Below are 21,148 nucleotides of genomic sequence, written 5' to 3'. Positions count from 1 at the left end.
AGGAGAGATGTTGCATGACAGCTACCAAGGGTTTGGAAGGCATTGTAGCTACCACCTCCGCGATTAGTTCGATCGTCGATGGCGTTCTGACTTACCGTGGATATGATATTGACGATCTCGCAGAACATGCAAGTTTTGAAGAGGTAGCCTATCTGCTCTGGTTCGGAAAGCTTCCAAATGCCGAAGAGCTTAAGGCCCTTCAACAAGATTTGAGCGACTATGCTGCCATTCCGGATGAGCTTATCCAGCAGATCAAATTGTATCCGAAGGATACCAATACGATGGCTGCGCTTCGCTCGGCTGTATCCGCGCTTGCTCTGTATGACGCCGAAGGCGACGATATGAGCCGTGAATCGAACGAGAAGAAAGCGGTTAAACTTCAAGCTCAGCTTCCAACGATCATTGCTGCCATCGCCCGTGTTCGTCAGGGCAAAGAGCCGGTGGCTCCGAAAGCCGGCGTCTCCATCGCGGAGAATTTCCTGTATATGCTCAGAGGCGAAGATCCTGATCAGACTTCAATCAAGGCTCTGGACCAGGCACTGGTATTGCACGCGGATCACGAGCTTAACGCATCCACGTTTGCTGCTCGTGTAACCGTAGCCACGCTGTCCGACATATATTCCGGTGTTACTTCCGCTATTGGCGCGCTTAAAGGTCCTCTGCACGGCGGCGCGAATGAAGCCGTCATGAAGATGCTGAACGAAGTCGGTTCGATCGATCGGGCCCAGGCTTACATTCAGGAGAAGCTGGACAACCGTGAAAAAATAATGGGCTTTGGACACCGCGTATACAAAAACGGCGATCCGCGCGCGAAGCATCTCCAAAAAATGTCGCGCGAGCTTGGTGAAATGAAAGGCGACACCACGCTGTACGACATGTCGGTGCTGATCGACGAAACGGTTACCAACCAAAAAGGGCTGAAGCCGAACGTTGATTTCTATTCCGCATCGGTTTATACGCAGCTCGGCATCGAGCATGAACTGTTTACGCCGATTTTTGCCATCAGCCGTGTATCCGGATGGACCGCGCATATTCTTGAGCAGTATGAAGGCAACCGTATCATCCGCCCGCGCGCAGAGTATACAGGGATGACCGACCAAAAATATGTGCCGATAGAACTTCGCTAAGTGGCTGGCAATCATGTACAATAGGCTAGAGAACCGCTCAAACGTGAGTGAATCGCGGGTGGCGGGTTTCTCTGTGCCTATTCACGCGAGTATTTTGGAAATGGCTAGAGACAAGAACCATATTCGAAGGAGGAACTCATACTCATGAAATTGGAAAAATTCGCATTACCAACTGAAGGCGAGAAAATCACGATTGATAACGGAACCCTGCAGGTGCCTAACAACCCTGTCATTCCTTTTATTGAAGGCGACGGCACAGGCCGTGACATCTGGAAAGCTTCCAAGCGCGTCCTGGATGCAGCAGTAGAAAAAGCATATAACGGTTCCAAGAAAATTGCCTGGTATGAAGTATTTGCCGGTGAGAAGGCATACAATACATACGGTGAATGGCTCCCGAACGATACGCTTGAAGCGATTCGCGAGTACATCGTTGCTATCAAAGGACCACTTACAACGCCAATCGGCGGCGGTATCCGTTCCCTGAACGTTGCCCTTCGCCAAGAGCTGGACCTGTACACTTGCCTGCGCCCTGTTCGTTACTTCAACGGCGTACCGTCTCCGGTAAAACGCCCTGAGCTGGTTGACATGGTTATTTTCCGTGAGAACACGGAAGACATCTACGCAGGTATTGAGTACAAAGAAGGCTCCGAAGAAGTGAAGAAAATGATCAAGTTCCTTCAAGACGAAATGGGCGCCAACAAAATCCGCTTCCCTGAAACGTCCGGTATCGGGATTAAGCCTGTATCCTCCGAAGGTTCCAAGCGTCTTGTACGTGCAGCGGTTGAGTATGCGATCAAGCATGGCCGCAAATCCGTGACACTGGTTCACAAAGGCAACATCATGAAATTTACAGAAGGTGCCTTCAAAAACTGGGGTTACGAAGTGGCTGAAGCTGAATTCGGCGATAAAGTGTTCACTTGGGCACAATACGATATCATCAAGGAGAAAGACGGCGTAGATGCAGCTAATGCGGCTCAAAAAGCGGCTGAAGAAGCTGGCAAAATCATCGTTAAAGATGCGATTGCCGACATCGCGCTGCAGCAAGTTCTGACTCGTCCAACCGACTTTGATGTCATTGCGACGTTGAACCTGAACGGGGACTACCTGTCTGACGCGCTGGCTGCACAAGTTGGCGGTATCGGTATCGCTCCGGGTGCTAACATCAACTATGTAACAGGACATGCAATTTTCGAAGCGACTCACGGTACGGCTCCGAAATATGCAGACAAAGACGTAGTAAACCCTGGTTCCGTTATCCTCTCCGGCGTCATGCTGCTTGAGCATCTCGGATGGCAGGAAGCGGCTGACCTGATCTACAAAGGCATGGAAACGTCCATCAACAACAAAACCGTAACGTATGACTTCGCCCGCCTGATGGAAGGCGCTACGGAAGTGAAATGCTCCGAGTTCGCAGACGAAATCATTAAAAACCTGTAAGGAGGAGATTCATCGTGGCAATTACTCGTAAAAAGATTACGGTAGTAGGTGCTGGCTTCACAGGTGCGACTACCGCCCTGATGCTTGCTCAAAAAGAATTGGGTGATGTGGTGCTGCTGGATATCCCACAGCTCGAGAACCCGACAAAAGGTAAAGCGCTGGATATGCTCGAAGCAAGTCCCGTTCAAGGATTTGACAGCAACATAGTCGGTACATCCAACTATGAAGATGCAGCTAATTCCGATATCGTAATCATTACAGCAGGTGTAGCCCGCAAGCCGGGCATGAGCCGCGATGACCTCGTGAATACCAATGCAGGGATCGTGAAATCCGTATGCGAGAATGTGAAGAGTCACGCACCGAACGCCACGGTCATCATTCTGAGCAACCCGGTGGATGCCATGACCTATGTGGCATACAACACGCTCGGATTTCCCAAGAACCGCGTTATCGGCCAATCCGGCGTGCTGGATACGGCCCGCTATTGCACCTTCATCGCGCAAGAGCTGAACGTATCCGTTGAGGACGTCCGCGGATTCGTACTTGGCGGTCATGGCGACGACATGGTTCCGCTCGTTCGCTACTCCAGCGTGGGTGGCATTCCGATCGACACGCTGATTCCGGCTGAGCGCATTGAAGCGATTGTGCAGCGTACCCGAGTTGGCGGCGGCGAAATCGTGAACCTGCTGGGTAACGGCAGCGCATACTATGCGCCGGCTGCTTCCCTCGTACAAATGACGGAAGCGATTCTGAAGGACAAAAAACGGATCATTCCGGTTATTGCTCTTCTGGAGGGTGAGTACGGTTATGACAATCTGTTCATGGGCGTACCGGCCATTCTTGGCGGAGACGGCATTGAGCGAATTTTCGAGCTTGAGCTGACGGCCGAAGAGAAAGCGGCGCTCGATAAGTCTGCGGAATCCGTACGTAATGTAACCTCGGTCGTGACCCTGTAATTGAATCAGGATTCACAAAATCGTCTAATAATGCAATCCCGTCCCGTGATTCGGGGCGGGATTGCTTTTCTTTGGATGATCTCTCCAGTATAATAAGAGACGATGAACTTAATGTAATAAAAATCACACTAACGACTTTGGAGGAATTATTTATGTGGAACGTGACATTTTTTCTGCATATGGTCGGTACGGCGGCTCTAGGATTTTACTTGATTCTGCCGTTTGTTGTTGGCGGTATTCAGAAGCTGTCCCTCGGCGCTCAAGAAGGAGCCGTTAATACGATTCGAGTAGCGAACCGTTTTGCTCAGTACGGCTTGGTTATTCAGTTATTGACTGGCGGATACATGATGTCCCAAGGCGAGTATTCGGTTCCTTGGATGATCATTGTAACGTTATTGCTGCTGGCGATGTTTGCTATTGGAGGCATCATGAGCAAGCCATTGAAGACTGCGCTTGCAGGGATCCGCGAGAAGCGTGAAGTGAAGGAAGAAACAAGCAAGCTGGGTACGCTTAGCGCACTTCTTGCCTTGCTGCTCTTGGTTATGATCTTCTTCATGGTATTCAACCATATCATCTAAGAATAGCTACATACGAAAGAGAAGTCGTTCCGTTTATCGGGCGGCTTTTTTTTTGACATTTAGAATTGTTAAATGACCGGGGGCTTGCCAAGGATCTGAACGGTCCTCGGAGCAAGGCCTCGTTTTTGGGACTTTTTTTGTTGGGCAAAAAGAGCTTTACTTTCGTTTGATCTCGTACAATCTGGGTAAAAACAATAGCGAAGGGCTTTTTATGAGAATAAGAAGCCGCGTCGAACGCATCCTATGAGAGGTAGTTTGAGATACTGACCTGAAAGGAGAAATGTTCATATGCCACAAGATCAACCAAAACAAACCTTGCCGCCCCAGCATCAGGATCACAGACCCGGAACCGAATCGGAGATGCACCCGAAGCCGGAGTTTGAGAGTAACGAATACAAAGCAGCCGGTAAGCTAAAAGGAAAGGTAGCGCTGATTACCGGAGGCGACAGCGGGATCGGCCGTGCGGTTGCGGTGTACTACGCCAAGGAAGGCGCGGACGTATCCATTGTGTACCTGAATGAGCATAAGGATGCGGAAGAGACCAAACGACAGGTGGAGCAGGAAGGCCGAAAATGTCTGTTGATCGCCGGTGACGTCGGTGATGACGTTTTTTGTCGCGATGCGGTTACCGAAACCGTGGAGAAGCTCGGTAAACTCGATATTCTCGTTAACAACGCAGCCGAACAGCATCCGCAGAAGAAGATTGAGGATATTACCAAAGAACAATTGGAGCGGACCTTCCGTACGAATATTTTCGGTATGTTCTACCTGACGCAGGCGGCGATGCCGCATCTGTCCAAGGGCAGCTCCATTATTAATACGACCTCCATCACGGCTTACCGGGGAAGCCCGCAGCTGCTGGATTATGCATCGACGAAGGGGGCCATCGTTGCCTTTACACGCTCGTTATCGATGAATGTGGTCGGTCAAGGGATCCGGGTAAATGCCGTTGCCCCGGGACCGATCTGGACGCCGCTGATTCCTTCAACATTCCCGCCGGATCAGGTGGCCGAGTTTGGGGCGACCCAGCCGATGAAACGACCGGGTCAACCGGAAGAGCTGGCCCCAGCCTATGTATATCTGGCCTCAACGGACTCTTCCTATGTGAGTGGACAAGTCATTCACGTGAATGGCGGCGAAGTAATTAATGGGTAAAGCCCTTTGAGGGAACAACAGGGTCATCCTTTCACGAAAAAAACAGCGGACATCCGGGACTTCAGCCCGAATGTCCGCTGTTTCAATATGGGGGCAGCTTGCGCAGAATCAGATGCTTCTAAAACCGGAAGGCAGCACGCCTGCATCCCGGATCGCTCTGATCTGGGCGAGCGTCAAACGGCGGTTGGTGCTGATGATGGATTCAGGTTCTTCATCGCCGCCGATGATATCGCCAAGGTCAGCGATGTTGGTGTTTCCGCGGAATACTCTGAATGCGCCTCGGAAATTCGGCTCCGAGAACAGGACCAGGGTGGCATTGGAGCTTGTCGAGAAGAATCTCAAGCTTTCAATGTCGCCGAAGGTACGCTCGAGATTACGGATGCCTACATTGCCGCGCACGATAAACCGGCGTCCGTTGTAGAACTCGTCTCTAAACAGGGCAAGCCTTGGAAAGACCACCTGGGAGATTGAGGCTTTCATCATAGCAATCACCTCCTTTTCTTAACCAATATATGCGAGATTAATAGAAGGGGTATGGTCGATAAAAGGGGGGAGTATCAACACATTTTCTCTACTCTTTCATTTTTTGAAGTAAACCCTTTCATGTGCGAAATGATATGATATGATAACAATATTGGCAGTTTATAATGATTCTTATTTTGCTATCATGTCTGGGTTATGAAAGAGAGGAGTTTACCAACGTTATGAAATTATTTGAAGAGAGTATGTATCGACTGATTGTAGAAACCTCCACGAATTTGCCCGGGGATGTGCGAAGAGCAGTCAACCGCGGCCGAGCGTCTGAGGATGCGGCAACGCGAGCGGGGCTGGCACTGGCAACGATCGCTCAAAATATTGAGATGGCCGAGCAGGAAGTATCGCCGATCTGCCAGGATACCGGCATGCCAACATTCATCGTACATACACCTGTGGGTGCGAACCAAATCGAGATGAAGAAGGCGATTTACTCTGCGGTGATTCGCGCCACGAAGGATGGCAAGCTGCGTCCAAACTCGGTGGATTCGTTGACTGGCGCTAACAGCGGGGATAATCTCGGCCCTGGCACGCCCGTCATCCATTTCGAGCAGTGGGAGCAGGATAAGGTGGACGTCCGTCTCATCCTGAAAGGGGGCGGCTGCGAGAACAAAAACATTCAGTACAGCCTTCCTGCAGAGCTTGAAGGGCTCGGGAAAGCGGGCCGTGATTTGGACGGGATTCGCAAATGCATCATGCATGCCGTGTACCAAGCTCAAGGCCAAGGCTGCAGCGCTGGATTTATCGGCGTAGGCATCGGCGGCGACCGGACGACAGGTTATGAGCTTGCGAAACATCAGCTGTTCCGTCATGTCGAAGATGTGAACCCGAATGAAGATTTGGCGAAGCTCGAAGATTACATATTGGAAAATGCAAATAAACTCGGGATCGGCACGATGGGCTTTGGCGGAGAAGTCACGCTGCTCGGCTGCAAAATCGGTGCGATGAACCGTCTGCCGGCAAGCTTTTTTGTATCGGTTGCTTATAACTGCTGGGCGTTCCGCCGTCAGGGCGTAATGGTTGAGCCGGACACGGGGGAGATCACGGAATGGCTGTATGAAGCAGGCAGTCAGGTGCAGATGAACGCCAATTCCGAAACGGCTGTTTCCCAAGTCGAAGACTCCGGTCCAAGTGATTCCAAGGGCCGCGAAGTGGTGCTGCAGACGCCAATCAGCGAGGAGCAAATTCGTTCCCTGCGCGTTGGGGATGTGGTGGTGATCCGAGGCGAGATGCATACCGGACGGGATGCGCTTCATAAATATCTGATGGATCACGAGGCCCCTATCGACCTGAACGGGTCCGTCATTTATCACTGCGGTCCGGTTATGATGCAGGATGAAGAGGGATGGCATGTCAAGGCAGCAGGCCCGACAACCAGCATTCGAGAAGAACCTTACCAGGGCGATATTTTGAAAAAATTCGGCATTCGCGCGGTTATCGGAAAGGGCGGCATGGGTCCCAAGACGCTTCAAGCCCTGCAGGAGCATGGCGGCGTATATCTGAATGCGATTGGCGGGGCCGCCCAGTATTATGCGAGATGCATCAAAAAAGTAAACGGCGTGGATTTCATGGAGTTTGGCATTCCGGAAGCGATGTGGCATTTGGAGGTTGACGGCTTTGCCGCGATCGTCACGATGGATTCGCACGGAAACAGCCTGCATGCCGACGTGAGCAAGGATTCGGCAGAGAAGCTGGCCATGTTTAAAGAGGCGGTGTTCTCCTAATCCGGAGCATCTGAAGAAGCATCGATTGGCCTTCATGTGCCAGTCGATGCTTCTTTGTTGAATACGGGAATGGGGGCCTTATTTCGAATTTTCGTTGCGGTTTTCGGACACTCCGGTTTATGATGAAAGTCAAATACGTCAATTCAGTCATAGGAGGAAACAGGTGAGAAGTTTTGGACTAGCCTTTGCATCTTGGTTTGAAAAGTACACCTTTCTCTTGATTCCAGGCTCGCTGGTGCTAGGCTGGCTGCTCTCGGATGTTTTGGTGGACTTTGTTCACTGGATTCCTTATCTATTCGGTTATATTACACTGGTGATGGCACTTGGCTGTGGGATCCGTCATCTGCAAGGGGTTCTGAAGCGCCCCTTTGCTGTTATATTAACGCTCTTTCTAGCCCATGCGGCCGCTCCGGTGCTTGCCTATGGACTGGGCTCGGCCGTGTTTGGTGCGCACTCGGATTATACGATTGGCTTGCTGCTGTTCGCGATCATTCCCCTGGGGATATCCTCGGTGATGTGGGTCGGAAGCTCCGGCGGCAGCGTTCCGTTCATCCTGGCGGTAGTTGTGCTGGATACCATACTCAGTCCCTTAGTCGTACCGGCTCTGATGGATATGTTTATCGGGGATGCACTGGTCACATGGAATGCGTCTGAGCTGATTCTCGATTTGCTGACCATGGTGGTATTGCCCACTCTGATCGGGGTGATGCTGTATGAAGGTTCCAAAGGACGGATCAAGGACTGGTCGGCTCCTGTAGCCCAGCCCATATCGAAGCTGTTTTTTATGCTCGTGGTGATGCTGAACGCGGCAGCCATCGCTCCCCATGCAGCAGGCATGAAGGAGGAGATGCTGGTAGTGATCCCGGTTGTCGTTACGCTGATTGTGATCTGCTATTTGCTTGGCTATTTTGGCTCCTATGCGATGCTCGGACCGACACAGGAAATGCAAATTACATTTACATACGCGTCCGGAATGCGTAATATATCACTCGGGATGGTGTTAGCTACAACGTATTTCTCACCCCAGGCTTCCATCCCGGTGGTGCTGGGCATTATGTTCCAGCAGCCGGCGGCAACCATCATTCATGCGTTATTCCACCGAAGACGCACACGAGCGGTAAGTTATCCAAAATGATCACGCGGCAGAAAGAGGAGAGACCATGAGGCAGTATCGCAATCGTTTGACTCTGATTATGCTTACTTTAATTGGGTTATCTATGCTCGCGGCAGGACTGGCTATGGTGACGGTATTCAAGCAGTCCCATATTCAGCTGCTGGAGGACAATATGGTCCGGGAGATTCGGCTTCTGCAGACCATGATGGAGTTTCCGGATACGGACAGCGCGGATGCTCTTTCGTATTATACCGAAAGATCCTTGCAGCTTGAAGAACTGTCTGATGCGAGAGTGACCTTTATATTGAAGGATGGTAAAGTTATCGGGGATTCGGAGAGTGATCCCTTAACCATGGATAACCACGCTTATCGTGAAGAGATGCTTCAAGCGGTAAAAGCGGGGCGCGGGAGTACCATTCGTCGGAGTGATACGCTTGGGCAGGACATGCTGTACGTCGCACTTCCGGTCAAGGCCGGAGAGAATTTCGACGGATTCGTCCGCTTGTCCGTCAGTCTCAAGGAAGTGGACCAGGGAGTCAAACAAGGCTGGACCGTGATGGGGATCGGCCTGCTGGTGCTGTTCCTGCTAGCTGCCTTGGTGAGTTATCGTGTCGCCAAGGGCTTGACCTCGCCGCTTGAGAAAATCACGCGCGTAGCCAGACGGATATCGCGTCTTGAATATGATGCGAGGGTAAAGATTCACCGTAAAGACGAGATCGGTCAATTGGCGCACGCCATTAATGGAATGGCTGACAGCCTGCAAACCCAGCTGCGGACGATACGGGATAATGAAGATTTGCTGCAAAGCGTTCTAAACAATATGACAGGCGGTATTGTCATGGTGAGCGGGGCAGGCCAGATCATTCTTGTGAACCGTGCTGCCGAGAGAATGCTCGGCATTAATGCTGAAGTGATAACAGGCAAATCGTACCGTGAGCTTAAGCAGCATTATGAATTGACCAAACTGATGGAGGAAGGCCTTGAGAGCAAGGAGGACTTCCATGAAGAGCGCAACATTTATTATCCTGTGGAATCAATCATCCGCCTGGATGGGGTTGCGATGATGCAGGAGGAAGAGCAGGAGTCCTATCGCGGGATGCTGTTCCTGCTGCAGGATGTAAGTGATATCCGCAGACTTGAACGCATGCGGAGCGAATTCGTAGCCAACGTATCTCACGAGCTGAAGACTCCGCTCGCTGCGGTGAAAGGGTTTGCCGAAACGCTGCTTGGCGGCGGGGTGACCGATGAGAAGACATCGCGCTCCTTCCTCCAGATTATTTATGACGAATCCGAACGGCTAAATCGGCTGATCGGTGACATTCTGGAGCTGTCCAAAATCGAATCCAAGCGGATTCAGATGGATTACTCGCCGATTCATTTGTCGGCATTCTTTGATACAATATCCGAAATGATGCGCACGGTGGCGGAGAAGAAGCGGATCAGCCTGGAGCTTGACATTCCGGAAGAGCTGTTTATGGAGGGGGACGAGGACAAGCTCCGCCAGATTTTTATGAATCTGCTCTCGAATGCGATCAATTACACGCAAGAAGGCGGACGAGTAAAATTAACGGCTCGTGAAAAGCATAGTAACAGGAACGCCGAGGATATTGTGGAGTTCCTTGTTAAGGATTCCGGGATTGGCATTCCGAAGAAAGATCTTCCCCGTATATTTGAACGTTTCTATCGGGTGGATAAAGCCCGTTCGCGCGGATCAGGCGGAACGGGGCTTGGACTGTCGATCGTAAAGCATCTGGTGGATCTTCATCACGGAACCATCAAGGTGGAGAGCGAACTGGGAATCGGCAGCTCCTTCATCATTGAGCTTCCGATCCTGCAGGAAACGCACGATACAGGAAGTTAACACTCCGTTAACATTCTGTTGATATACTTGCATAAGCAGTCCAATTATCAAGATAAGGGCGGGGGTAACATTGACGCAACGCATGCTTGTTATTGAAGATGAGCCGACACTATCGCGGCTGTTGTCCTACAATCTGACGCAGGAAGGTTTTCAAGTCGAGGTAGAGGAACACGGTACCGCAGGTTACGAGAAAGCGTCGAATCATGAATATGATCTGATTCTGCTGGATGTCATGCTGCCTGGCATGAACGGCTTTCAGATTTTAGAGAAGCTCCGAAGTAACGGAATTACCACGCCGATCATTATTCTGACCGCGAAGAACGCCGAAGAGGAAGTTGTTCAAGGTCTGAAGATGGGGGCGGATGACTATATTACCAAGCCATTTGGCGTATCTGAGCTGCTGGCCCGTGTATCAGCCGTCATGCGCCGGGTTTCCGGTCACGCCGATGAAGCAAAGACGACAGACCACCAGGGAAACGTCATTTCGCTTGGAGAATTGGAAATCTATCCTGAGAAATACGAGGTCCGGCTTGGCGGTCAGAGCATTAATCTCCGGCCGAAAGAATTTGAGGTGCTGCTCTACCTGGCCAAAAAACCGGGCGTTGTGTTAACGAGGGATGATCTGATGAACGTGGTCTGGGGCTTCGATTATATCGGCGGTCAGCGAACCGTGGACGTTCATGTGAGTTCCCTGCGCAAGAAGCTTGAGCTCGATCCTGAATCTGTACACATTGACTCCATTCGCGGGGTTGGTTATAAACTTGTAGTGAATCCGAAAAAAGGCTCCCATCATTCCGTTTGAAATGATGAGGAGTCTTTTTTTGGGCCTTTGGTCAGATCCTGACATGTCTAATGTCTCATTTCCGCGCCATTATCCTTCCGCAGTTTACACTCCCTTAATCATTCGAGTATATTCCCATAATACTTGTCCGGTAAGATGCGTCTAAAGGACCAGATGAAGAAGGGGTGAAGGCGCATGACACTGCTTCAAACCATACCGAATCAGACAGAGAGAATGAAGGTGGAGGTAGAGCCGGTACTTGATGGACATGCAGCAAACGAGCCTGAAGCAGGCGCATTATATCGGCAATACATAAGAAGGGTCCCTGTTATAACGAAATCTGAATCCTGCCTCGATGTGCTGAATGTGTTTGCGAAGGATCAGCGTATCCCGTGTGTTATTTATTGCGATGAGGCAGATACACCAGCAGGACTGATTATGCGGGATGTGTTTTACCAGCGAATGATGGGCAGGTTTGCCGTGGACCTGTATTATTCCAAGCCCGCCTACCAGTTTGCGGACCATCAACCGACGCGTGTCGATATATTCGAGAAGGTCGGAACGTTGCTGGAATTGTCCCTGCAGCGCCCGGATTCCAAATTTTATGATTGTGTCCTGATCACGGATGAAGGACGACTGCTAGGCGTGCTTACCGTCAGGGATCTAATGAGTCTGTCCAGTATGCTCCAAGCGGAAGCGGAAGAGAAGCGGGAACTGATCCTGCAGGAAAGCTACCGGCATACCCGGAACATTCAATCCTCTTTAACCGAGGTCCGAACGGCAGCAGCGAGAACAAACTCGGAATGTATACGGATGAGGGAGTGGTCACAAACCGGGAAGGAGAAACTGGATCTTGTCCGAACCTCGTACCTTGGTCTTGTAGAGGATATGACGAAGCGTGAAGGCCAGGCCTCCGAGCTCGCAGCCGATGCCAGCCGCATATTTTCCATCACCGGCATGATTACCGAGCTTGCGAACCAAAGCAGTCTGCTGGCCATGAATGCCTCGATTGAAGCAGCGCATGCCGGAGAGCATGGGCGTGGATTTCAAGTGGTTGCGGCAGAGGTACAATCGCTAGCAAAACAAACGCGTAAGCTGTCAGGGGATATATCGCAGCTGCTCGAGCAAATCCAGGGGCTGGCAGCAGATACAGCCAAGGGGGCTGTATCGTCGCTGAAGGAAATCCAATCCTGCGAGGGGTATGTAACGGAAGGTGCCCAAATGTTTAATGAAATGGACAATGCCGTTCAAGAGGTTCAGAAGTCCGGTAATCAGGTTTATCAACTGGCCGAGGAAACCGTGAAGCGTGTGAAGCGGGTGAAGGATGAGCTTGCCGGAATGAACACCGGTGAAGCTTCGATCATGGAAGATAGGTCGAATCTATAACTCTACTATGATTAAAATATTTTACACTGCGTTTACATTTCTCAGAAACTGCTATTACATTCCGGGATTAATATCAATATTGTAAGTAGGAAGTAGAGACAACAACCATTTTGAAGGAGTGGATTCGTTTGTTTAAAAGAAGGGGTCGTAAACCAGCAGGTATTCTCGTACTGGTGTTAATGCTGAGCACGCTTTTGGCGGCATGCGGCGGAGGAACAACTTCCGGCGGTGCTTCAGGAGAAAATACAGACAACGGTTCAGCACAGCAAAATGAAGGAAGCACAACAACAGCTTTGTCGGGAACGATTGAAATTGACGGTTCCAGTACATTGCATCCATTAACTGAAGCCATCGCTGAAGAGTTCGGCGCAGCGAACCCGGATGTCCGCATTCCGATTGGAACAGGCGGAACAGGTGGCGGTTTCAAACGCTTCAATAATGGAGAGATTCCAATTTCCAATGCATCCCGTCCAATTAAAGACAGTGAAGCTGAAGAAGCAAAATCCAAGGGCATTACCTATCATGAGGTTCTGGTAGCTTATGACGGACTATCCGTTGTTGTTAACCCGAGCAATGAATTCGTAGATAAATTAACGGTAGATGAGCTGAAGAAAATTTACGAGCCGAACAGCACTGTAAAAACATGGGCTGACGTTCGCGAAGGATGGCCGGCAGAGGAAATCAAAATTTACTCTCCTGGTACAGACCACGGAACATTCGACTACTTCACAGAAGCGATTAACGGTGAAGCTCAAGCAAGCAGAAACGATAGCCAAATCACGTTCAGTGCCGATACAAATGCAGTCGTACAAGGGGTTGCTGGCGACAAGAACTCCATCGGATACTTCGGATTCTCCTTCTATGAAGAGAACCAAGACAAATTGAAGCTGGTTCCGATCGATAACGGTACGGCTACAGTAGCTCCAAGCATGGAAACGATCAAGGATAACAGTTATGCTCCATTGTCCCGTCCGCTGCTGCTCTATGTAAACGATAAGGAGCTTGAGCGTCCGGAAGTGAATGCATTCATGAACTTCTACCTTGATAATGCCGCTAGTCTTGCTGGCGAAGTTGGTTTCGTACCGCTTCAAGATGAACAATATCAAGAAGAAAAAGACAAGTTGGCAAAATAATTAAAGACTTCATGCCCGAAGGGGATCCTTCGGGCAACCCATAGAAAGGGAAGAGGAGAATGAACAAAACTTCACCCGTGGCGGCAAACACTAAAAGCATGACATTCCGTCGAAGCAAAACACGCCTCTCAGACAAAATCGTTCCAATCCTGCTCGGCTTGTGTGCCATGCTTTCGGTGTTTACCACCATCGGTATTGTATATACACTTCTACAGGAATCCGTGATCTTCTTCAAAGAAGTGCCGGTATGGTCCTTCTTGACTGGAACGACATGGAGTCCAATTCTCCCTCCAAAAGAATTCGGCGTGCTGCCCCTGCTGGGCGGCACATTGCTGATTACAGGCATTGCGATCATTTTCGCAGTGCCTATCGGCTTGGCATGCGCTATTTATCTCAATGAATACGCTCCTGCCCGGGTTCGGGGGGTTGTAAAGCCAGTGCTTGAAGTGTTGGCTGGTGTACCAACGATTGTTTACGGATATTTTGCGCTTGAAACGGTAACGCCATTCCTTCAAAAGATTTTTCCCGACATGGGGATATTCAATGCGCTTAGTGCGGGTCTCGTGGTCGGCATCATGGTCCTGCCGATGATCTCGTCTTTAAGTGAAGACGCGATGCGTGCGGTGCCTAAGAGCCTTCGTCACGGAGCATACGCGCTGGGTGCTACCCGATTTGAGGTTGCCCTGAAAATTGTACTGCCTGCCGCTTTATCGGGGGTTGTATCGTCCTTCGTATTGGCATTCTCGCGCGCGATTGGCGAGACGATGATCGTTACGGTGGCTGCAGGTGCTACGCCGCAGCTGACACTGAATCCGCTGGAAAGCATTCAGACCATGACTTCTTATATTGTTCAGGTAAGCATGGGAGACGTTCCGCGAGGAACGATTGAATACGGCACGATTTTTGCGGTAGGTCTGACCTTGTTTGTCATCACCTTCTTGCTTAATATATTGGCGCAGTGGGTCGCTCGCCGCTTCAGGGAGGAATACTAGATGAAACAATTGAATCTGGGGGATAGCAAAGGAATCAACCGGAGACGTCTGGGTGACCAAACGCTGCATATGATATTCCTGGCTTGTACCAGTATCGGTATTCTAGCCTTGATGGCTTTGATTGTTACGATCGTGATGGATGGCGTTCACAGACTCTCACCCGATCTGTTCACGAACTTTCCGTCACGTATCGCGGATAAAGCAGGCCTGAAATCGCCGATTGTCGGCACGATTTATCTGCTCCTGCTCATGGCCCCGCTGTCTTTTGTATTAGGCGTGGGCGCGGCAATCTTTCTTGAAGAGTATGCGGGCCGCAGCCGCTGGGTTCGGCTGATCCAGCTGAATATCAGTACGCTTGCAGGGGTTCCTTCTATTATATATGGTATCCTGGGACTGGCGATTTTCGTGCGCAGCATGAATCTTGGCCGCAGCCTGTTGTCCGGGGTATTAACGATGACGCTGCTGGTGCTGCCAATTATTATCGTTGCCGCTCAGGAGGCGCTTCGCGCCGTGCCTAAGAACCGGCGCGATGCTTCTTATGCGCTGGGCGCAACGAAATGGCAAACGGTGTCCAGCGCCGTGCTGCCATCAGCGATTCCTGGAATTATGACCGGGGTTATCCTGGCCTTGTCTCGTGCGATCGGCGAAACCGCACCGCTGATCATGATCGGTGCTTTAACGTACGTGGCCTTCTTGCCGGAAAATCTGCTTGATTCGTTTACTGTCATGCCGATCCAGATCTTTAACTGGGTATCAAGACCAAGTGAGGCTTTCCACGAGCTGGCGGCTTCGGGTATTATTCTGTTGCTCATCATGCTGTTCATCATGAATATTGCAGCCGTGTGGATCCGGAACAAGTATTCGAAGAACATCTAAGAGACGCATAAAGCAGATCTAATCGTGAAAAAGGAGACATGAATAAGATATGGAATCCATCATACAGATTAAGAAATTAAATCTTTACTACGACACGTACCATGCGCTTAAAAACGTGGATCTGGACATTCCGGAGAAAACGGTGACGGCGTTCATCGGACCGTCGGGCTGCGGTAAGTCTACGCTGCTGCGCACGCTGAATCGCATGAATGACATGATTCCTTCCACTCGGATTGAAGGCAGCGTGCAAATCGGAGGAACCGAAATCTACAGCGAGGAAGTCCACGTTGAAGCCTTGCGCAAGCAGGTAGGGATGGTATTCCAGCAGCCGAATCCGTTTCCTAAATCGATTTATGACAACATCGCCTACGGGCCGCGACTTCACGGTATCCGCAATAAAGCGGAGCTGGACCAAATCGTGGAACAGAGCTTGAAACAAGCCGTGCTGTGGGATGAAGTCAAGGATTATCTCAAGCGGTCCGCGCTGAGCTTGTCCGGCGGCCAACAGCAGCGCCTATGCATTGCCCGGGCACTTGCCGTACAGCCGGATATCCTGCTGATGGACGAAGCAACTTCCGCGCTGGACCCGATCTCGACTTTGAAAATCGAAGAGCTGGTGCAGGAGCTGAAGAGCAAATACACCATCGTCATGGTTACGCATAACATGCATCAGGCAGCACGCGTATCCGGGCAGACCGTATTTTTCCTGAATGGCGAAGTGGTTGAATCTGCAAACACCGATACGCTGTTCTCGACGCCGTCGGATGCACGTACCGAGGATTATATCTCGGGCCGGTTTGGTTAAGCCATTATCACGACTATGATCTTTCTTAAAAGTAGATAGGAGGAGCATCACACATGATCCGGAGAATTGAGTTTGATCAGCAGCTTGATGAGCTGAGAAGTTTGCTGCAGGATATGGGCAAGCATATGGAGGAGGCACTGGCAAACAGCGTGGAGTCCCTTCAGACCTTGGATGCGGAGAAAGCGCAGGCGGTTATCAAGAACGATGTGCAGTTAAACAACATGGAAGAGCAAATCATGGACATCGGCTCCCGTCTGATCGTGACCCAGCAGCCTGTGGCAAAGGATTTGCGCCGGATTTTAGTGGCTTTCCGGATTGCAAGCGATTTGGAGCGTATGGGTGACTTGGCGCGGGATGTCGCTAAAGTGACGATCCGTCTGCAAGGCCAGAAGCTGATCAAGCCACTGGTGGATCTTCCGCGGATGTCGGATTTGGTGCGCGCGATGGTTTCGGAATCGATCGAATCCTATCTGACGGAAAATACGGATCTTGCCTATAAAATGGCCCAGGACGATGATCAGATCGATCATTTGTACAGCGTGATTTTGCAGGACCTGTATGCGCATCTGACCTCCGATCCGGATTCGGCCAATCAGGCGATGCTGCTGATCATGGTGGGACGTTACATCGAACGGATCGCCGACCATGCAACCAACATTGGCGAGAGCACGGTGTACCTCGTAACGGGTCATCGTCCCGACCTCAATCAATAGCATAATGATAAGTCAAACGCTGGCGAAAGCTGGCGTTTTTTTGCGAGAATTTAGAAAGCTCCAGCGAAGCGGAAGCAATTCTTTAATCGCATTTATATATTGGGGGCCCCCGCAAAGTATTTGGAATAAGCATCGAAGCGCAGGCCCCACTTTGTGGGGATATTTTGCGTATTCTTAGGAATTCACCGTTAATCGAACGGATTGTTCGGAATTGGCGGTAACCTATGTTATCATGTGGAAAGGAAGTAATATTGGTGCGAGGTGTTCTATGGACAAGCTGATTTTAATTGATGGAAATAATATCATTTACCGGGCATTCTTCGCGATGCCGCCGCTGACCAATGCCAGCGGACAGCAGACGAATGCGGTTTACGGCTTTACGACGATGCTGCTTCGCTTGATTGAGGAACACAAACCGACCCATATGATGGTCGCATTCGATGCAGGCAAGGAAACATTTCGGCATGCGGATTTTCAGGATTACAAGGGTGGCCGCCAGAAAACGCCTCCCGAGCTCTCCGGACAATTCCCGCTGCTGAAAGAGCTGTTGAAAGGCCTTGGCGTCTCCCAATTTGAAATCGGCGGTTATGAGGCCGATGACATTATCGGGACCATTACCCGTCAGGCTGATGAAGCTGGCCGGAAGGTGATGGTTGTATCCGGGGATAAGGATATGCTGCAGCTGGCTTCGGAGCATACCACGATCGCCATGGTCCGCAAGGGCGTTACCGACATCGAGTATTACGGACCGGAACAAATTAAGGAGCGATATGACCTGACGCCTGATCAGATTATCGACCTTAAGGGACTGATGGGCGATGCTTCCGATAACATCCCCGGCGTTCCAGGAGTGGGTGAGAAGACGGCTCTGAAGCTGCTTCATGAATTTGGATCCGTTGAAGCCGTGGTGTCACGCACCGACGAGCTGAAAGGCAAGATGAAAGAGAAAATTGAAGAGCATGCGGATTCCGCCATACTCAGCAAGAAGCTGGCTACGATCTTTCGCGAAGTTCCGCTGGAGCAGTCGCTGGATGACATGGCGTTTACAGGCTTGAATGAAGAGACGGCAGGGCCCGCACTGGCGAAGCTGGAGTTTAAATCGCTCATTGAACGGTTAAACCTGAGCACAAGCGGAGTGGGCGGGGATGCGGCTGAGTCGAAGCCCGAAGCGAAGATTGAAGTGACCCTTGTAGACACGAAGGGGCTTAAGGAGGTTGCGGATAACCTGGCCCACGTCACCATACTCCATGTAGAGACGCATGGGGACAATCCCCATCATGCCGAGGTGATCGGGCTCGCACTCGCTACGGAGGAACGGCAGTACTTCATTCCGTTTGAGGTTCTGAAGTCGGAAGAGGCCGAGCCTGTTCGAGCTTGGCTTGCCGATAGCGGGATCCCTAAACGCGGATATGATCTGCACCGCATTGATCTGGCCCTCCACTGGCAGGGCATTGCTTTTGCCGGCGCGGCATTTGACGTTCATCTGGCTGCCTACCTGCTGGACCCAACCGAATCGAATCAAAGTCTTAGCGGTCTGGCCTCCAAATACGGGCTTGCGTATCTTCAAGCCGATGAGGATGTTTTCGGTAAAGGGGCAAAGTACAAGGTTCCCGATATGGAGAAGCTCAGCGAGCACATGGCCAGAAAATGCCTGGCTGTATCCGAACTGGTTCCCGTTCAGGAGAAGGAGCTGGCTGCCAATGAAATGCTGCCGCTGTTCCATGAGCTGGAGATGCCGCTGTCCCGCATACTGGCCGATATGGAGAAGCAGGGAATTGCCGTGAATGCGGAGGATTTGAAGGAGCTGGGTCGCGAGTTTGAAGGACAGATCGAGAAGCTAGTTCATGAGATATATGAGATCGCCGGAACGGAATTCAATCTTAATTCGCCTAAACAGCTGGGCGAGATTCTGTTTGTGAAGCTGGAGCTTCCGGTCATCAAGAAGACCAAAACCGGTTATTCCACCGATGCCGAGGTGCTCGAGAAGCTGGCGCCTTATCACGATATTGTCCGCTTGATTCTGAAGTATCGTACCTTGGCCAAGCTGCAATCCACTTATGTGGAAGGTCTTCTGAAGGAGATTTCGTCACAAACGGGCAAAGTGCACACGTACTATCGTCAGACGATTGCCGCGACGGGCCGTCTGAGCAGCCAATATCCGAATTTGCAGAACATTCCGATCCGTCTGGAGGAGGGCCGCAAGCTGCGCAAGGTCTTCGTTCCGTCCGAGCCGGGCTGGAGCATTTTGGCGGCGGACTACTCCCAGATCGAGCTGCGCGTGCTTGCGCATATCTCGGATGATGAACGGCTGAAGGAAGCCTTCGTCCACGATATGGATATCCACACGAAGACCGCAATGGACGTGTTCGGAGTCGGCGTGGATGAGGTGGACTCCAATATGCGCCGATCCGCCAAGGCGGTTAACTTCGGCATCGTGTATGGAATCAGCGACTATGGCTTGTCCCAGAACCTGAATATTACCCGGAAGGAAGCCGCGGCCTTCATTGACCAGTATTTCGAGGTGTTCCAGGGCGTCCGGCGTTATATGGACGTGATCGTCAAGCAGGCGAAACAAGACGGCTATGTGAAGACATTGCTTGAACGCAGACGCTACCTGCCGGAGATTAACGCCAGCAACTTCAACCTGCGGTCTTTTGCCGAGCGGACAGCAATGAATACGCCGATTCAGGGAACCGCGGCGGACATTATCAAGCTGGCCATGGTCCATATGGACAAGGCGCTGCATGATCGTCAATTGAAGAGCCGCATGCTGCTTCAGGTGCACGATGAATTGGTGTTCGAGGTGCCGGAGGATGAGCTGGAGATCATGAAGGAATTGGTGCCGGAAGTGATGAGTCAAGCGCTGAAGCTGTCGGTACCGCTGAAATCGGAAGTCAGCTATGGCGAGAACTGGTACGAAGCGAAGTAAAGTTATACAATATGGTTAGCCGATAGAGAATCGTTTATAGGGATCATGGCGTGAAGAGGGGCGCATTATGCACCATACCTTTCCACAAAACCATGGTCCCGCTCTGTCCTAACTTCCGGTATAATGGGAGATGAGGTGAAGTCATTATGCCGGAATTGCCGGAAGTAGAAACGGTGAAACGAACACTTAACCAATTGATTAAAGGTAAGCATATAGATCATGTATCCGTACATCTGCCGCGGATTATTCAGCGTCCTGATGATATTGAGGCATTTGCGTTTATGTTGAAGGATCATACCGTGGAAGGTGTAGAGCGCCGCGGGAAATTTTTAAGGATATTGCTGGACGGACTGGTGCTCGTCTCGCATCTGCGGATGGAAGGGCGTTACGGGTTGTACTCTGCCGAGGAGCCGGTGGAGAAGCACACTCATGTTATATTCCATTTCTCGGACGGGACGGAGCTGCGTTATAAGGACGTACGCCAATTCGGAACGATGCATCTCTTTGCAACGGGGGAAGAGTTTCAGCATGCTCCTCTTGCCAAGCTGGGGTATGAGCCGCTGGATGATACGTTTACGTTCGGAACTTTCAAGGAAGTCATCGGCAGCAAAAAAACGAAGATTAAAGCGGTGCTGCTGAATCAGGCATATGTGGTCGGCATCGGCAATATATATGTCGATGAGGCATTGTTTCGAGCCAAGATTCATCCGGAGCGTAACGCCAACAGCCTGAAGGATGCTGAGCTCAAGCGATTGTATCATGCCATTGTGGATACACTGTCCGAAGCCGTAGAAGCGGGTGGTTCCTCCATTAAATCCTATGTCAATGGACAGGGTGAAATGGGGATGTTCCAGCATAGTCATCAGATTTACGGACGGAAGGACAAGCCGTGTCATACATGCGGTGGACCGATTCATAAGATCGTGGTTGGCGGACGGGGGACCCACTTCTGCCCGAAGTGTCAGCCGGTTAAGAAGTAATCCAATAGGCGTGCACCCATTCCTATCCCTACACATATAATGTGGAACATATGTGGAGCGCATGGAG

At 50.9% G+C, this 21,148-nt stretch carries 18 protein-coding genes; 17 read left to right on the top strand and 1 reads right to left on the bottom strand.

The genetic code is table 11. From position 1 onward, the window contains the following. Nucleotides 1–14 precede the first annotated feature (14 nt). From citZ to BJP58_RS12510, 5 genes are all read left to right on the top strand, one after another. Nucleotides 15–1,127, top strand: a complete 1,113-nt coding sequence (gene citZ / locus BJP58_RS12530; RefSeq protein WP_194544193.1) for a citrate synthase — start codon at nt 15–17, stop codon at nt 1,125–1,127. Between the two features lie 144 nt (nt 1,128–1,271). Continuing rightward, entirely contained in the window at nt 1,272–2,564 is a 1,293-nt protein-coding gene (gene icd / locus BJP58_RS12525; protein ID WP_071218070.1) for an NADP-dependent isocitrate dehydrogenase, read from the top strand. Nucleotides 2,565–2,578: 14 nt separating this feature from the next. Further along, a complete protein-coding gene (gene mdh / locus BJP58_RS12520) occupies nt 2,579–3,520 on the top strand; it encodes a malate dehydrogenase (protein ID WP_113057492.1) in 942 nt (313 codons plus the stop codon). Between the two features lie 152 nt (nt 3,521–3,672). Next, the gene (locus BJP58_RS12515; protein WP_194544192.1) at nt 3,673–4,098 is read left to right on the top strand and encodes a hypothetical protein; all 426 of its coding nucleotides are present in this window, start codon (nt 3,673–3,675) and stop codon (nt 4,096–4,098) included. Between the two features lie 288 nt (nt 4,099–4,386). Further along, a complete protein-coding gene (locus BJP58_RS12510) occupies nt 4,387–5,253 on the top strand; it encodes an SDR family oxidoreductase (protein ID WP_194544191.1) in 867 nt (288 codons plus the stop codon). 108 nt (nt 5,254–5,361) lie between these two features. Here BJP58_RS12510 and BJP58_RS12505 read toward each other — a convergent pair whose 3' ends face one another. Continuing rightward, nucleotides 5,362–5,736: a hypothetical protein gene (locus BJP58_RS12505; protein ID WP_071218073.1), complete on the bottom strand. Its 375-nt coding sequence runs from the start codon at nt 5,734–5,736 to the stop codon at nt 5,362–5,364. A 221-nt stretch (nt 5,737–5,957) separates the two neighbouring features. On the opposite strand from BJP58_RS12505, the gene BJP58_RS12500 reads away from it, so the two are divergent. From BJP58_RS12500 to mutM, 12 genes are all read left to right on the top strand, one after another. Then, nucleotides 5,958–7,511, top strand: a complete 1,554-nt coding sequence (locus tag BJP58_RS12500; protein WP_194544190.1) for a fumarate hydratase — start codon at nt 5,958–5,960, stop codon at nt 7,509–7,511. 163 nt (nt 7,512–7,674) lie between these two features. Then, nucleotides 7,675–8,646 (top strand): bile acid:sodium symporter family protein, encoded by a 972-nt coding sequence (locus BJP58_RS12495; protein ID WP_194544189.1) that lies wholly within the window; start codon nt 7,675–7,677, stop codon nt 8,644–8,646. Between the two features lie 25 nt (nt 8,647–8,671). Next, complete coding sequence (pnpS, locus tag BJP58_RS12490; protein ID WP_194544188.1) at nt 8,672–10,486, top strand: two-component system histidine kinase PnpS; 1,815 nt, start codon at nt 8,672–8,674, stop codon at nt 10,484–10,486. 70 nt (nt 10,487–10,556) lie between these two features. After that, on the top strand, nt 10,557–11,288 hold the full coding sequence (locus BJP58_RS12485; RefSeq protein WP_071218077.1) for a response regulator transcription factor: 732 nt from the start codon (nt 10,557–10,559) through the stop codon (nt 11,286–11,288). 174 nt (nt 11,289–11,462) lie between these two features. Further along, nucleotides 11,463–12,653, top strand: a complete 1,191-nt coding sequence (locus tag BJP58_RS12480; RefSeq protein WP_194544187.1) for a methyl-accepting chemotaxis protein — start codon at nt 11,463–11,465, stop codon at nt 12,651–12,653. Between the two features lie 128 nt (nt 12,654–12,781). Beyond that, a complete protein-coding gene (locus BJP58_RS12475) occupies nt 12,782–13,786 on the top strand; it encodes a PstS family phosphate ABC transporter substrate-binding protein (RefSeq protein WP_071218079.1) in 1,005 nt (334 codons plus the stop codon). Nucleotides 13,787–13,845: 59 nt separating this feature from the next. Further along, complete coding sequence (gene pstC / locus BJP58_RS12470; RefSeq protein WP_071218080.1) at nt 13,846–14,778, top strand: phosphate ABC transporter permease subunit PstC; 933 nt, start codon at nt 13,846–13,848, stop codon at nt 14,776–14,778. Beyond that, entirely contained in the window at nt 14,779–15,654 is an 876-nt protein-coding gene (gene pstA / locus BJP58_RS12465; protein WP_194544186.1) for a phosphate ABC transporter permease PstA, read from the top strand. A 49-nt stretch (nt 15,655–15,703) separates the two neighbouring features. After that, complete coding sequence (gene pstB / locus BJP58_RS12460; protein ID WP_009594645.1) at nt 15,704–16,459, top strand: phosphate ABC transporter ATP-binding protein PstB; 756 nt, start codon at nt 15,704–15,706, stop codon at nt 16,457–16,459. A gap of 53 nt (nt 16,460–16,512) precedes the next feature. Further along, nucleotides 16,513–17,172 (top strand): phosphate signaling complex protein PhoU, encoded by a 660-nt coding sequence (phoU, locus tag BJP58_RS12455; protein WP_194544185.1) that lies wholly within the window; start codon nt 16,513–16,515, stop codon nt 17,170–17,172. Between the two features lie 268 nt (nt 17,173–17,440). Further along, on the top strand, nt 17,441–20,101 hold the full coding sequence (gene polA, locus BJP58_RS12450) for a DNA polymerase I (RefSeq protein WP_194544184.1): 2,661 nt from the start codon (nt 17,441–17,443) through the stop codon (nt 20,099–20,101). A gap of 146 nt (nt 20,102–20,247) precedes the next feature. Beyond that, a complete protein-coding gene (gene mutM / locus BJP58_RS12445) occupies nt 20,248–21,081 on the top strand; it encodes a DNA-formamidopyrimidine glycosylase (protein ID WP_071218084.1) in 834 nt (277 codons plus the stop codon). The last annotated feature ends 67 nt before the right edge of the window (nt 21,082–21,148 follow it).

Origin of the sequence: Paenibacillus sp. JZ16, from assembly GCF_015326965.1 — a bacterium.
Taxonomy (GTDB): Bacteria; Bacillota; Bacilli; order Paenibacillales; family Paenibacillaceae; genus Paenibacillus_AQ.
Note: the sequence above shows the minus strand (reverse complement) of the source record. Positions and strands in the feature narration are given on the sequence as shown.

Bases quoted from the DNA above. Each gene is read 5' to 3' on its own strand.
- citZ (WP_194544193.1), top strand. From the start codon at position 15: ATGACAGCTACCAAGGGTTTGGAAGGCATTGTAGCTACCACCTCCGCG.
- icd (WP_071218070.1), top strand. From the start codon at position 1,272: ATGAAATTGGAAAAATTCGCATTACCAACTGAAGGCGAGAAAATCACG.
- BJP58_RS12515 (WP_194544192.1), top strand. From the start codon at position 3,673: ATGTGGAACGTGACATTTTTTCTGCATATGGTCGGTACGGCGGCTCTA.
- BJP58_RS12510 (WP_194544191.1), top strand. From the start codon at position 4,387: ATGCCACAAGATCAACCAAAACAAACCTTGCCGCCCCAGCATCAGGAT.
- BJP58_RS12505 (WP_071218073.1), bottom strand. From the start codon at position 5,736: ATGATGAAAGCCTCAATCTCCCAGGTGGTCTTTCCAAGGCTTGCCCTG.
- BJP58_RS12500 (WP_194544190.1), top strand. From the start codon at position 5,958: ATGAAATTATTTGAAGAGAGTATGTATCGACTGATTGTAGAAACCTCC.
- pnpS (WP_194544188.1), top strand. From the start codon at position 8,672: ATGAGGCAGTATCGCAATCGTTTGACTCTGATTATGCTTACTTTAATT.
- BJP58_RS12480 (WP_194544187.1), top strand. From the start codon at position 11,463: ATGACACTGCTTCAAACCATACCGAATCAGACAGAGAGAATGAAGGTG.
- pstC (WP_071218080.1), top strand. From the start codon at position 13,846: ATGAACAAAACTTCACCCGTGGCGGCAAACACTAAAAGCATGACATTC.
- pstA (WP_194544186.1), top strand. From the start codon at position 14,779: ATGAAACAATTGAATCTGGGGGATAGCAAAGGAATCAACCGGAGACGT.
- pstB (WP_009594645.1), top strand. From the start codon at position 15,704: ATGGAATCCATCATACAGATTAAGAAATTAAATCTTTACTACGACACG.
- phoU (WP_194544185.1), top strand. From the start codon at position 16,513: ATGATCCGGAGAATTGAGTTTGATCAGCAGCTTGATGAGCTGAGAAGT.
- polA (WP_194544184.1), top strand. From the start codon at position 17,441: ATGGACAAGCTGATTTTAATTGATGGAAATAATATCATTTACCGGGCA.
- mutM (WP_071218084.1), top strand. From the start codon at position 20,248: ATGCCGGAATTGCCGGAAGTAGAAACGGTGAAACGAACACTTAACCAA.